The 12,976-nt window shown below is 70.0% G+C and carries 10 protein-coding genes; 5 read left to right on the top strand and 5 right to left on the bottom strand.

Annotated features, from left to right (window positions below; translation table 11 throughout):
• Positions 1 to 758 precede the first annotated feature (758 nt).
• Positions 759 to 1,328 carry an SMI1/KNR4 family protein gene (locus ABD481_RS44475; protein ID WP_344671978.1) on the top strand — a complete coding sequence of 190 codons (570 nt, stop codon included), beginning with the start codon at positions 759 to 761 and terminating at the stop codon, positions 1,326 to 1,328.
• Positions 1,329 to 1,691: 363 nt separating this feature from the next.
• Here ABD481_RS44475 and ABD481_RS44470 read toward each other — a convergent pair whose 3' ends face one another.
• From ABD481_RS44470 to ABD481_RS44455, 4 genes are all read right to left on the bottom strand, one after another.
• Complete coding sequence (locus ABD481_RS44470; RefSeq protein ID WP_344671977.1) at positions 1,692 to 2,171, bottom strand: carboxymuconolactone decarboxylase family protein; 480 nt, start codon at positions 2,169 to 2,171, stop codon at positions 1,692 to 1,694.
• Positions 2,168 to 3,280 carry an NAD(P)H-dependent amine dehydrogenase family protein gene (locus ABD481_RS44465; protein ID WP_344671976.1) on the bottom strand — a complete coding sequence of 371 codons (1,113 nt, stop codon included), beginning with the start codon at positions 3,278 to 3,280 and terminating at the stop codon, positions 2,168 to 2,170. Before ABD481_RS44465 ends, ABD481_RS44470 begins: the two co-directional genes overlap by 4 nt.
• Before the next feature lie 92 nt (positions 3,281 to 3,372).
• Positions 3,373 to 5,016: a GMC oxidoreductase gene (locus ABD481_RS44460; protein ID WP_344671975.1), complete on the bottom strand. Its 1,644-nt coding sequence runs from the start codon at positions 5,014 to 5,016 to the stop codon at positions 3,373 to 3,375.
• A gap of 343 nt (positions 5,017 to 5,359) precedes the next feature.
• A complete protein-coding gene (locus tag ABD481_RS44455; RefSeq protein WP_344671974.1) occupies positions 5,360 to 5,965 on the bottom strand; it encodes a flavin reductase family protein in 606 nt (201 codons plus the stop codon).
• Between the two features lie 64 nt (positions 5,966 to 6,029).
• On the opposite strand from ABD481_RS44455, the gene ABD481_RS44450 reads away from it, so the two are divergent.
• Positions 6,030 to 6,764, top strand: coding sequence for an ArsR/SmtB family transcription factor (locus ABD481_RS44450; protein ID WP_344671973.1), 735 nt, complete (start codon positions 6,030 to 6,032; stop codon positions 6,762 to 6,764).
• 262 nt (positions 6,765 to 7,026) lie between these two features.
• Positions 7,027 to 9,081 (top strand): choice-of-anchor P family protein, encoded by a 2,055-nt coding sequence (locus ABD481_RS44445; RefSeq protein ID WP_344671972.1) that lies wholly within the window; start codon positions 7,027 to 7,029, stop codon positions 9,079 to 9,081.
• A 198-nt stretch (positions 9,082 to 9,279) separates the two neighbouring features.
• Here ABD481_RS44445 and ABD481_RS44440 read toward each other — a convergent pair whose 3' ends face one another.
• Positions 9,280 to 9,831, bottom strand: a complete 552-nt coding sequence (locus ABD481_RS44440) for a hypothetical protein (RefSeq protein ID WP_344671971.1) — start codon at positions 9,829 to 9,831, stop codon at positions 9,280 to 9,282.
• A gap of 284 nt (positions 9,832 to 10,115) precedes the next feature.
• Between ABD481_RS44440 and ABD481_RS44435 the strand changes: the two genes are divergently transcribed.
• Positions 10,116 to 11,573 carry an alkaline phosphatase family protein gene (locus tag ABD481_RS44435; protein WP_344671970.1) on the top strand — a complete coding sequence of 486 codons (1,458 nt, stop codon included), beginning with the start codon at positions 10,116 to 10,118 and terminating at the stop codon, positions 11,571 to 11,573.
• A gap of 498 nt (positions 11,574 to 12,071) precedes the next feature.
• Complete coding sequence (locus ABD481_RS44430; RefSeq protein WP_344671969.1) at positions 12,072 to 12,857, top strand: transglycosylase family protein; 786 nt, start codon at positions 12,072 to 12,074, stop codon at positions 12,855 to 12,857.
• Positions 12,858 to 12,976 lie beyond the last annotated feature (119 nt).

Below are 12,976 nucleotides of genomic sequence, written 5' to 3'. Positions count from 1 at the left end.
GAGAACCTCGATCATCAGGGTCCGTGCCCGCTTTCATCAAGACTCTGCGAAAATCACACCGGCCACGCCCCAGGCCGACAAACTCGTACCACCAGACGAGAACGCAGAAGCCCTGGTGCCGCCGACCAGGTGTCAAGTTCATGCAAGCCCAACCGCAGCGCTAGAACAACAAGGTTCCGGCATGGACTTGATACCTGGGCGGCGGTGCTGTACCCGTAGGGCTGCTGACGTGAGCGAGGGGAACAAACCCCCACCCCACAAACCGCCAGCGCAGAGACTAACCAGACCACCCTATGGAGCAGCGCCAGTTCTCCGAGGGATCAGAGGTCCTCGCCGGAGGCGCCTGCCTTACCCAGCTTTTGACTTTGGTCTTCGGCCTTCGACCTTAACCGGCTTCTAGCAAATCCCTGCTACTAAACCTAAGCCTAAATCTCATGAAAAGCATGCAAGTGGCTATCTCCCCACTCTCGCGCCTCATCCCGCGTCCGCTGCCCAGGTGAGCACGTCTCACACACCCGGCACTCGGCGCGCCATGGCCACCCGCCCCACGTGTGCACGATCGTCACAGGAAGCTGATCTTCCTGACTCTCGCGTTCGACGGTGGCGTTCATCGACCCCCTCCTCAGCGCCCTCCCCTTCATTGGACCAGGGACACACTGGGTGGCACCAGAGGATTTCCCCCGACAACGGCGCAGATCACCAGCACTACCCCCGTAGAGGCTGGAGCAGAGAGGCAGACCGCGGTTACTCTACGGCTCGTGACTATCGATGACGACGACGACCTCGCCCTGCCCGCGGCGCTGGCCGCGATAGCCGCGCTCGGCTTCGGCCTCGAAGCCGACGACGACGATGACGACGCGGACGACGCGGACGTGGAGCACCGCCCGGTGGACTTCGAACTCTTCGAAGAGTTCCTGGACGCGGACGACACCGCGGACTGGTTCCAGGCGTGGACCGGCGACCCCGACACCGACGGCGCCGACCAGTTCCGGGTCTTCGGCCAGACCGCGGCCGGCGGCTACGCGGCCTTCTGGCTGGTCCGCGACGACGCCCCGCTCACCGATCAGCCGATCGTGTACCTCGGCCCCGGGGGCGAGACCGGCGTGGTGGCCTGCGACCTGTCCGCCTTCCTGTGGCTGATCGCGGACGGCAGCGGCCCCTACGAAGCCGTGGAGCACCCCACCCGGCGTTCACGCCCGAACGCCGAGTTCACGGCGATCGCCGAGAAGCACGCGACGGGGGAGCGGATGACGGCCCGGCAGGCGGTGGAGGCGGCGCGGGACGAGTTCCCCGACTTCGAGGACACGATGGCGGAGATGACGCGCTAGTCCTGCGCCCTCGCCTCCAGCACCGCCCTCGATTCCGGCCGCCTCCGACTCCCGCCGAACCGCCTCGCCCTACCCCGACTCCCGCCGAGCCGCCCTGCCCCACCCAGGCTCCGCCCCGCCATCGATTCCTGCCGCGCTGCCTCGATTCGAGCCGCCCTGCCTACTCAGGGCTCCGCCCCGCCACCGACTCCTGCCGCGCTGCCTTCAGGCGCCGTACCCGCCCGGCAGTGGCAGCCCTTCCCAGCGCCCTGGCATCAGCACCTTGGCACTCTCAGTACCGCAGCCGGCAACACTCAGTGTGCCCTGGCAGCCTCACGGCTCTGCCAACCTCACGGCTCCGCCAGCCTCACCGCTCCAGCACCCTCAATGCCCCGGCAACACGCAGACGGCATCGATCCCCAGCACGTGGTTCAACCGCCCGAAAGCCAGCCAGGACCCCAAACACATCGTCAGCTCGACAATCTCAGCCTGCGTATACGCGTGGACCATCCGACCCCAGAACTCCCCATCCAGCCCATGATGATCGAGCGCATACCGCTCCGCATACTCAGCAGCCAACCGCGTCCGCTCGTCGAAGACATCAGCGGTCCGCCACTCCGCCACAGCGGCGTCGAACCCGTCCTCGACCTTCTCCCCACCGCGATCAGTGCGCCAGTCCAGGCAGAACAAACACCCGTTGATCTGCGCGATTCGCAGCCGCGCCGCCTCGAACTCGCGCAGCCCCAGCGTCGTGTGTTCGTACACCGCCATGGAGAACGTCGCCGCCGCGGGGCCGATCCCGGGCACCATCTCGCCCCAGACGTAGCCGATCGGTTCCTTGTCCTCCGGGATGTCGATGATCACTGCTCCCCGCCTCCCCACAGCCCATTCTTGCCGCCCAGCCCATTCGTGGAGCCCAACCCATCCGCCGGGCGCAGCGGCACATCCAAAGCGTCGTAGATACCCGGCTCCCGCGCCTCCAGCCATCCAATGGCGTTGACCAGTCGCCCCACCGCCGTCGCGTTGCCGCCCGCGGACCGGTTCCCGCCCTCGTCGGCGGCCTCGACCGTCACCTCGATCCGCGGACGTCCCTCGATCACGACCCGGTGCGCCCCGACGCCGTCCGGCGCCTGCGGCCAGTCCGGCGCCACCGAGGCGTGGATGCGCGTCACGTGCTCGATCACGATCCGTTCCACACCGTTGACCACACCCCGCACCTCGAACCGCACCCCGCCCTGCGTCCCGGCGTCGAAGGTCCCCATCGTCTTGGTCCCGACCGCCTCGGCCAACTCCGTACGCTCGACATGCTCGCGGATCTCGTCGAGCGCCACCCCCAACCCCCGCGCCAGCAACCGGATCTGACCGCCCCACACCATCGTGGGCACCGTCGGCGCGGTCATCGGCGGCTCGTAGTCCATCGGCTGCCCCATACCGACCAGGTACCGGACCGCGTCCTCCTGGTCGTAGGTCGAGTAGTCGAAGATCTCCTGGCACCGGATCGCCTCGACCCGGGTCCCCAGCCCCGACATGATCAGCGGCAGGACGTCGTTGCCCCACCCCGGATCCACCCCCGAGACGAACAACGAGCCGCCGCCCTCGGCCACCGCCGCCTGCACCTGCTCGCGCTGCTCGGCCGGCGCGCTCGGCGGATCGTAGAACGCGTAGAGCGCCGGCGTGACGACCACCGCCCCGGCCCGGATCGCCCGGTTCACGTCGTCCAGCGCCTCCTGCGGACGGATGTCGCCGGAGGCGGCGTAGACGACGGCGCGCGCCCCCTCCAAAGCCGCACCCACCTCATCGGTCGCCAGCACCCCCAGCTCCCGCCCGATCCCGGCCAGCTCCCCGGCATCCCGCCCGACCTTCGCCGGGTTCTGCACGATGACGGCACTCAGCCGCAACCCCGGATGCGCGGCGACCGCTCGGATCGCCGCGCGCCCGATGTTGCCGGTGCCCCAGACAACAGTGGGAATCATGTGTCCCTATCTCGTTCTTGTTCCCGGTCTCGTTCTCTTCTTCGATCGCTCGGTGCCGGCCTCGCCCCGCCTCAGCCCGGCCCCGCCGCCCCTCATCCCCCGTTGGCGATGATGTTCTCGATATTCCGCTCCGCCAGCGCCGTGATCGTCACGAACGGGTTCACCGTCGTGTTCCCGGGAATCAGCGCCCCGTCGATCACATACAAACCCTGATACCCCGCCAGCCGCCCGTAGTTGTCGGTGGCCCGGTTGATCACCGCCCCGCCCAGCGGGTGGTAGGTCAGAGTGTCGTTCCACGTCTTGTAGACGCCGAACAGGTCGGTGCGGTAGATCGTCCCCTCGGTGGAGTTGATCCGGTCGAAGATGGACTTCGCCATCGTGATGCCGTCCTGCTTCCACGCCTGCTGCCAGCTCAGGTCCACCTGCTGCGTCGTGTTGTTCCAGGTGAACTGCGCGCGGTGCTGGTTGTTGGTGATCGACAGGTACAGCGAGGCCCACGTCTCGATCCCCGTCGGCAGCGGCGCCACCTCGGCGAACGCCCCGCCGGCCGTCCAGTTGTCGATCCCCCCGCACGGGATCGTCGCCTGCTTGGACCCGGTCGGGTCCCAGATCTGGTTGGCGCGCCCGACCATGATGTTGCCGTTGTCGCCCCAGCCCTGCCCGACCTGGCCGTTGAGGTTCGGCAGCTGCCCGGTGTCGCGCAGCCGCACCAGCAGCTTGCTGGTCCCGACGCTGCCCGCGGCGAAGAACACCTTGTCCGCGGTGACCTGCTTGCTGGTGACGACGTTGCCGGAGGTGTCCAGCTGGTCCATCAGCACCGTGTACCCGCCGCCCGGCGCCGGCGAGACCGACGTCACCTTGTGCAGCGGCGAGATGTTCACCTTCCCGGTGGCCAGCGCGGCCGGGATGTAGGTCTTCTGGAGCGACTTCTTGCCGTAGTTGTTGCCGTACATCAGCTCCTGCGCCAGCGCGGACTTCGGGACGGTGCCGGCGTCCTCCTGCTGCATGTAGTTCCAGTCGTAGACGTCCGGGACGAAGACGAACGGGAACCCCGAGCGCCCGGCCTGCTTGCGGCCGACGCGCGCGAACTGGTACCACGCGGTGTTGTTGAACCAGTTCGGGTCGATCACCGCGGCGCCGAGCGCGGCGTTGGCCCGCGGGTAGTACACGTTGTACATCTCGTCGGCGTTGATCGAGGGCAGGATCCCGGCGAAGTTCTCCCGCTTCGGGGTCACCGCCATCCCGCCGTTCACCAGCGAGCCGCCCCCGATGCCACGGCCCTGATACACCGTGATCCCGGAGAACTCCTCGGCGTCCAGCACCCCGGTGTACTTCGAGATGGCCTTGTCGATCGGGAACCCGAGGAAGAAGTTGACCGGCGCCTTGGTCTTGGTCCGCAGCCAGTACGACCGGTTGTCGGGGTTGGTCAGGGTGCAGAAGATCTTGCCGTCCGAGCCCGGCGTGTCCCACGCCATGCCCATCTCGACCATCTCCACGCTGACCCCGGCCTGGGCCAGCCGCAGGGCCGCCACCGACCCGCCGTACCCGGTCCCGATGACCAGCGCCTGCGCGTGCGCGCCGTTGCCGATCGGGGTGCTGTACCGGGACGCCGCGGCGGCCCGGGAGGCGCTGACCCCGCCCAGCGCTGCCGCGCCCAGAACGGAACCTGTTCCGGCCAGGAAACCGCGCCGTGAGACGGCTCGTGTTCCTGGTCCTCGCCTTGCTGTTGCGCTCATGTGACGCTCCTCACACGGGGCGGATTTTGAGAACTTGTTCTACTACCGCCGGCGTGAGAAGTCACGAGCTTACTGACAAGTAATATAACGGGACGTCAGATCCAAAACCCCAGGTGGGCGCTGCCGATCAGGTATACGACCGCTGAGATGTCCGAGGAAGGCGAGGTGAGAGCCCGGCCGCGGCCCGGCGGCGCCGCGCTCGGCGCACCGGACGCGTCAGCAGACCGGCCGGCGCCGTCCCGCCGACCGGAACGCGTCCGGACCGCCGACCGTGTCTCCGATGTCTCGACCCGATTTCCGCGACCTCCGGGACCTCCGGTCAGTACGTTTCCACAACCTCCGGTCAGTGCGGCGTCTCGCTCCGATAAGTGAACCCCAGCTCCGGCCCCAACCCGAAGTAGTGCCGGAAGTTGTAGATCAGCGGACTCCACGCCTCCGGATCGACATGGTCCGTCCCCGGCACCACCACCGCCGGATCGGCGTGCACCTTCAGCACCTCGGCCTCGACGATCAGGAAGTCCTTCGTGGCGTCCGACCCGACCCGCGCCGCCCGCGCCTCGAACTGGAGCCCGCACTCCGCGACCCGGGGCGGCCGCACGATGTCGGACTCCCGCGGCGTCAGCCCGGCCCGGCCGAACTTGTCCGCCACGAACCGGAACCCGGCCGGCTTCGACTCCGGCACCGGGAACCGCCCGGTCACCCCCGCGAGCCGCTCCACCTGCCGCCACAAGTGCGGCCCCGGCACGCTGATCACCAGATCCGGGCGCCTCCGCAGGTTGTAGCCGCTCTGGCCGTCCTCGCCCAGGCCCAGCACGACGGTCCGCCCCAGCGCCCACGCCGAGGACATCGGCGCGAGATTCGGCGTACCGTCGTCGTTCTCGGTCGTCAGCAGCACCACCGGTGTGCCGAAGTACAGGATGGACGGCCTGATGGCGACTGTGCTGGTCATACCGCGACCCTAGGCACCGCTCGCTTCGGCGGCCGCCGAACCGACCGCGAGCGATAATCGCCTCATGAGCACCGCCGCCCGACCCGCCGACCCCGAAGGCCCGGGCCTGGCCGCCGTCGCCCGCCTGCTCGCCGACGGCACCCGCGCCACCTTCTGCCTGGCCCTGCTGGACGGCCGCGCCTGGACCCCGACCGAACTGGCCCGCCACGCCGGCGTCGCCCCGTCCACCACCACCGAGCACCTGAACGCGCTGGTGGCCGGCGGCCTGCTGGCCGAGGAGCGCCAAGGCCGCCACCGCTACGTGCGCCTGGCCGACCAGCAGGTCGCCGAACTCGTCGAGAGCCTGGCCGCCGTGGCCCCGCCGCGCCCGCCCGCGCCCCCGCGCACCCTGTCCGTCGACAGCCGCCGCCGCGCGCTGGCCCACGCCCGCACCTGCTACGACCACCTCGCCGGCCAGGTCGGCGTCGCGATCGCCGACGCCATGACCGAGCGCGGCCTCGTCGACTGGGACCACGGCCTGCGGCTCACCCCGGCCGGCGAGCAGTGGCTGGCCGACCTGGCCATCGAGATCCCGGCCGGGACCGGCCGCCCGGCCCTGCGCCCCTGCCTGGACTGGACCGAACGCCGGTCGCACCTGGCCGGCGCGGTCGGCGCCGCGCTGTGCCGCCACGCCCTGGACGCCGGCTGGATCAAGCGCGTCGGCGGCAGCCGCGCGGTGCTCGTCACCCCGGCCGGCCGCGAGCTGCTCGGCGCCCGCCTGGGCCTGTCCGAGGCCCGGCTGACCCCCGCGTCGCACTGACGACCGACCCCCGCGTCGCACCGACGGGTGACCCGCGGGCCGTCCATCCCGGCTGCGCCCCGCCCCGACTGTCGCAGAACGCATATATGCCAGCCGACCTGGCGGGAACCGGTTCCGGCACGCCACCAGTCACCTCCGGCGCGCCAGCGAGACGCCGAATCAGGGGGCGAATAAGTTCACCGGCGCGCGGTCTCGCGGTCGGCCTCCCGTGCCGGGCGCCGGCGCCGCGCGATGGTCCCATTCGGGTTCGGAAGGGTGTGCTATGTCAGCAACCTCAAGCACGACGCGCCGGGCGCTGGCGTTCCTCGGAATGCTGGTGCTCCTGCTCTCCGCGGTGGCGTTGGGGCCGGCCGCGAAGGCGCGCGCCGCCGCGAACGTCGCGGTGGAACTCGGCTACGCCGACGACTTACGGGCCAACCCGGCCCACTTCCCGACGCCCTGGAACGGCTCGCCCGGGGTGATCTTCGACGGCTGCACCGGTTCGTGCAGCTTCGACGGCGGCGCGATCCGCTTCATCAACAACACCGGCATCCAGGTCCACGTCGACTACGTGAAGGTGGCCTTCGGCACCTGCGTGTTCGACATCTGGAACAAGAACGTGCCGGTGGACCCCGGCCAGTCGGCGATCTTCACGCAGACCATCTCCGGCGCCGCCGCGGGCTGCACGACCAACGGCAGCTTCGACAGCTCCGACGTCGGCCCGAACGGCGCGGACTGGTCCGGCCACTGCGACCAGTCGGGCGTGGTCCCGCAGATCGAGTTCTCGATCGACGGCGTGCCCTCGACGCTGGCCGACTCCGGCAAGATCCTGAACACCGGCGGCGTCGACGGCGCCGAGTGCGGCATGGGCAACGAGTCGCAGCAGTGGGCCCCGGCGGGCAGCGTGTCCTGCCCCGGCACGGTGCTCGGCCTGGCCCCGCCGACCCAGACCCTCGCGGTCGGCTACTCGGCCTCGGTCACCGCGAACCTGAGCAACAGCTGCGGCGACCCGCTTCAGGGCGCGCTGGTCGACTTCGCCGTGGCCAGTGGCCCGAACGCCGGCGCGACCGGCAGCGCGGTCACCGACGCCAGTGGCAACGCGGTGTTCAGCTATCCCGGTGCGGTGACCGGCACTGACGTGGTCGGAGCCTCCGCGACCAACCCGGCCGGCACTATCACCTCCAACACCGTCAACGTGGTCTGGATCAAGCGGGACGCCACTCTCGCCATCACCTCGGGAGCCACGAGCGACTTCAACGATCCGGGCACGGTGTCCGGGACGCTGAGCGACAGTCTCGGGCCGATCGCGGGAGCCTCGGTCACGTTCACCCTCAACGGTGCGGAGTCCTGCACCGGCACCACCGCGGCGAACGGTTCGGTGTCCTGCTCGATCACTCCGCAGGAAGCGGCCGGCTCCTACCCGCTGACCGCGACCTACGGCGGATCGGCGACCGACAACCCGGCCGCGGGCACCGGAACGTTCACGGTCACGCGTGAGGAGACCACGCTGGTCTACACCGGCAGCGCGCACGCCGCCAACGGCCGGCCCTACACGCTGTCCGGGAACCTGAAGGAGGACGGCACCACGCCGATCGCCGGCCGGACCGTCACCTTCACCCTCGGCAGCGGTGCCACGGCGCAGAGCTGCACCGGCGTGACCGACGCGGCCGGCAACGCCTCCTGCACGCTGGCGAATGTCAACCAGCCGAACTCGGCCACCGAACCGGCGAGCGCGGTGTTCGCCGGCGACGCGTACTACCTCCCGGCGTCCGCCTCGCTCAGCGGCGGTGTCACCTTCACCTCGATGACCGGCCGGGCCTTCGGCCTGTCGTCCTCGGGCCTGATCGGCATCACGCCGACGCCGCAGGCCGGACCGGTCAACACCACGGTGGCCAGCACCAGCAGCCCGCCGTGCGTGGTGACCATCAGTGGCCTGATCAACGCGGGCACCCTGTGCGCCAACGTGTCCACCGCGGTCGGCCCGAACTCCTCGACCGCGAACGCCTCGGTGCAGCACGTGGGCATCGGGCTGCTCGGGCTGCCGGCGATCCAGATCGGAGCGGTGACCTCCACCTCGCACGAGACCTGCGGCGGCGGGACCGGTGACGCCACCATCGCCTCGATCACCGTCGGCGGCATCGCGGTGCCGGTGAGCCTGCACCCGGGGCCGAACACGGTGATCAACGTGCTCGGGATCAAGCTGATCCTGAACGAGCAGATCCCGACCGACAGCGCGACCGACCACACGCTCACCGTGAACGCGGTGCACGTGATCGTGCCGGGGCTGCTGGACACCGTGGTGGCCTCGTCGACCAGCGACATCCACGGGTGCTACTGACTCGCGGGGTCGTCGCTGAACCCTGAGAACTCCGCCGCCGTTGGGCGGGGGGAGTGAGTGAACACAGCAAGTGAACACGGCAAGTGAGCACAGCGAGTGAAGACAGCGAGTAAGACAGCGGACGGCCCGGCCGGAAACGAGATCCCCGGCCGGGCCGTCCGTCATCGTGTCGCTATCGCGTCGTCATCGCGCCGCGGGTCAGCCGCCGCAGGCGGTGCCCATCGCCTGCGCGTCGGTGCTCAGCGAGCCCATGTCCGGCGTGCCGGAGCCCAGGCTGTTCGCCATCTTCGCGTAGTCGTCGCCGACCTTGTTGATCGCGGAGGCGGCGTCCGGCTTCTTCGACTTGCCGGCGGCTTCGTGCATCTTGGCGGCGATGTCCTGGAGCGTCTTCTTGGCGCTGCTCGGGTCGCCGGCGCTGAGCCCGTTCAGCGCGTTGGACGCGGCGTCCATCGCGGCCTTGCAGCCCGGGTCGTCGAAGGCGTCGCCGAGGCTGTCGGAGGAGCTGTCCGAGGAGTCCGCCGAGGACTTGTCCGAGGAGGCGGACGACTTGTCGGCCGAGGCCGACTTGTCCGAGCTGCCCTTGCTGGTCGAGCTGTCGCCCAGCGCCGGGGCGCCGGTGGACTTGTCGCTGCTGCCGCCCAGGGCGGACTTGCCGCCGACGCTGCCGGACGAGGCGCAGCCGCCGAGCAGGATGACCGAGGACGCCAGGGCCACGCCGACGACAGTCCGTATGCCACGCGTGGTGGACATGGTATTACCCCCATTGTTGGAAACGCGTATGTGCGATTGTGCGTGCGCCACGCTACCGCAAGGGTTCGAGGACCCCTCCCCGAATTCAAGGCTTGGCACCTAAAGTCCCGGTAAAGACCATGCCCCTGACCTGATAGGGCATCAATCGACTGACTCCCGCCCCCGGGAGGCGGGCTGCCCGGCACCGCCCGGATCGCCGCGGTTCTCCCCGAATCCATTGTCCGCGACTACGTTTCATGGGGACCCGGCATCGCAATATTCTGCTATCGACGGGAGATCAACCCATGTCGCTGACCCGCCGCCGCCTGCTCACCACCGGCGCCGCGACCTCCGCGCTGGCCCTGCTGCCGCCCTCGCTCGCCGAGGCGATGGCCGCCCCCGGCCCGGACCGCCGGCTGCACTCGCTCGACCAGATCGAGCACGTCATGATCCTGATGCAGGAGAACCGCAGCTTCGACCACTACTTCGGCACCCTGTCCGGGGTCCGGGGCTTCGACGACAAGGACGCGCTCTGCCTGCCCGGCGGCCGTTCGGTCTTCCACCAGCCCGACCCGGCGAACCCGGACGGCTACACCCTGCCGTTCCGCGTCGACACCACGACCACCAGCGGCGCCAAGTACCCCAGCACCGACCACAGCTGGCTGGGCCAGCACACCTCGTGGAACCACGGCCGGATGGACGGCTGGATGGCCGCGCACCGCACCGTGGACCACGGGCCCTGGTCGATGGGCTACCACACCCGCCAGGACATCCCGTTCCACTACGCGCTGGCCGACGCCTTCACGGTCTGCGACCGGTACCACTGCTCGGCCTTCGGGCCCACCCACGCCAACCGGCTGTTCGCGATCAGCGGCACCAACGACCCCGACGGCCTGGCCGGCGGGCCGGTGGTCAGCAACTCCATCCCGGAGCCGTTCCGCTGGACGACCTACGCCGAGCGGCTGGAGGCGGCCGGCATCAGCTGGCGCTACTACGTGGCCAACACCGACGGCTCGGACCTGGGCTGGTTCAAGCAGTTCCGCGAGGCGCCGCAGACCTCCTCGATGTGGGTCAACGGCATGCAGCCGCGTCCGCCGCGGGCGATCGCCGACGACATCGCCAATGGCGACCTGCCGGCGGTGAGCTGGCTCAACTCGCAGTACCTGCCCTCGATCGGGCTGCCGGAGGCCAGCGAGCACCCGCCGGCGCTGCCCGCCGCCGGGGCGCAGTACATCTGGGACGTGCTGGACGCGCTCGGGCAGCACCCCGAGGTGTGGCGCAAGACCGTGCTGTTCATCACCTACGACGAGAACGACGGCCTGTTCGACCACGTGCCGCCGCCGACCGCGCCGGCCGGGACGCCGGGGGAGTGGATCACCGTCGACCCGCTGCCGGCCGAGTGCAACGGCATCGCCGGGCCCTCCGGCCTGGGCTTCCGGGTGCCGACGCTGGTGGTGTCGCCGTGGAGCGCGGGCGGCTACGTGTGCTCGGAGGTGTTCGACCACACCTCCACGCTGCGGTTCCTGGAGCGGCGCTTCGGGGTGGCGGAGCCGAACATCAGCCAGTGGCGCAGGCGTACCGTCGGTGACCTGACGAGCACCCTGCGTCTGAACAAGTTCGACCCGTCGTTCCCGAGGCTGCCCGACACCGCCGCGCTGTACCAGCAGGAGCTGACCGAGGTCGCGACGCTGCCGCCGCCGGTGCCGCCGACGGTGCAGACGGTGCCGCGTCAGGAGCGGGGGCATCGGCGCCGGGTGGGGTGACGGCCGCCGCGTGATGTGACGGCCGGCCGCTGCGTGATGTGACGTCGGTCGCAGTTCTCGCGCCGTCGTCGGCGAAGCGGAGCGGGGCGGCGACACAGCGTGGCACCGGGGAGGGTTCGAGCGGCTCCGGACTCTCCCCGGAGCTTCCCGGAGCCGTTCGACGGATCGTGACAAGCGCGGCACAACACGTGAGAAACCCTTCTGGATCAAGGGAAATCGTCACGAACAGTGCGGTCGGCATCGACAGCATGTCACTGTTCTTGTGATTTGCGGAAGGTTGTGCCTACGGTGCTTGAGCCCCGCAGCGATTCGGGGACCTCGCCGGCCGGCACGCCATCTCCTGTCCCCGGCGGCGAGCGCAACGGAACCCGACCCCACCCCGACGCCGTCCGCACCGGGATCGCACCGAGCGATCGACACCGCGGAACACGCGCAGGGGCCCCAGGACTGGAGAGTGGCGCACGCCACCGGCGGGGGTCAGAAAGTGCGCGCGATCACATGCTGTTCAAGCAGTCCAAGCTGTCCACCCGCAAGAAGACCGGCATCGCCGTGGCCACCGTGGCCGGCGCCGCCGTGATCCTCCCGGCCGTGATGGCCTCCACCGCCGACGCCGCCTCCGTCTCCACCTGGGACCGCGTCGCAGCCTGCGAGAGCGGCGGCAACTGGTCGATCAACACCGGCAACGGCTACTACGGCGGCCTGCAGTTCTCCACCAGCAGCTGGCTCGGCGCCGGCGGCGGCAAGTACGCGGGCCGTGCCGACCTGGCCTCCAAGGACCAGCAGATAGCCGTGGCCGAGAACCTGCTCCGCATGCAGGGCCCGGGCGCCTGGCCGGTCTGCGGCGCCCGCGCGGGCCTGAGCGCCGGCGGCGCCGCCGCGAACGTGAACCCGGGCTCGGCCTCCTCGTCGACGACCACTTCGACGCAGAAGACGCAGACGCAGACGCAGGCGCCGAAGGCTCAGACCCAGCAGTCGAAGCCGGTCACGCAGACGCCGAAGACGCAGAAGACCCAGACGCCGAAGACCCAGAGCCAGGCCCCGAAGGCCCAGACCCAGGCTCCGAAGCAGCAGTCCAAGCCGGCCACCCAGGCCCAGGCCACCCAGCCGACGGCCGTCACCACCCAGCCGACCGGCCAGACCTACACGGTCAAGTCCGGCGACACCCTGTCCCGCATCGCCCTGACCCACCACGTCGACGGCGGCTGGCAGAACCTGTACCAGCTCAACAAGGGCCAGATCTCCAACCCGAACCTGATCTTCCCGGGCCAGGTCATCAAGCTCTGACCTGGGTTGGAAGCAGCCCCGTGACGGTACGGCGCGGGGTGTGGACTGGAAGTGGGCTTGTCGCTGTGGGTGGCGGTGGGCCCGCTTTCGGGTTTTCGGCAGTTGCGGGTGCGGGTGCG

Origin of the sequence: Catenulispora yoronensis, assembly GCF_039531695.1 — a bacterium.
GTDB lineage: Bacteria > Actinomycetota > Actinomycetes > Streptomycetales > Catenulisporaceae > Catenulispora > Catenulispora yoronensis.
Note: the sequence above shows the minus strand (reverse complement) of the source record. Positions and strands in the feature narration are given on the sequence as shown.

What these genes read in the sequence shown, in the direction of transcription:
- ABD481_RS44460 (WP_344671975.1), bottom strand. Translation starts at nt 5,016, where the DNA reads ATGAGCGCAACAGCAAGGCGAGGACCAGGAACACGAGCCGTCTCACGG.
- ABD481_RS44435 (WP_344671970.1), top strand. Translation starts at nt 10,116, where the DNA reads ATGTCGCTGACCCGCCGCCGCCTGCTCACCACCGGCGCCGCGACCTCC.
- ABD481_RS44430 (WP_344671969.1), top strand. Translation starts at nt 12,072, where the DNA reads ATGCTGTTCAAGCAGTCCAAGCTGTCCACCCGCAAGAAGACCGGCATC.
- ABD481_RS44455 (WP_344671974.1), bottom strand. Translation starts at nt 5,965, where the DNA reads ATGACCAGCACAGTCGCCATCAGGCCGTCCATCCTGTACTTCGGCACA.
- ABD481_RS44440 (WP_344671971.1), bottom strand. Translation starts at nt 9,831, where the DNA reads ATGTCCACCACGCGTGGCATACGGACTGTCGTCGGCGTGGCCCTGGCG.
- ABD481_RS44445 (WP_344671972.1), top strand. Translation starts at nt 7,027, where the DNA reads ATGTCAGCAACCTCAAGCACGACGCGCCGGGCGCTGGCGTTCCTCGGA.
- ABD481_RS44450 (WP_344671973.1), top strand. Translation starts at nt 6,030, where the DNA reads ATGAGCACCGCCGCCCGACCCGCCGACCCCGAAGGCCCGGGCCTGGCC.
- ABD481_RS44465 (WP_344671976.1), bottom strand. Translation starts at nt 3,280, where the DNA reads ATGATTCCCACTGTTGTCTGGGGCACCGGCAACATCGGGCGCGCGGCG.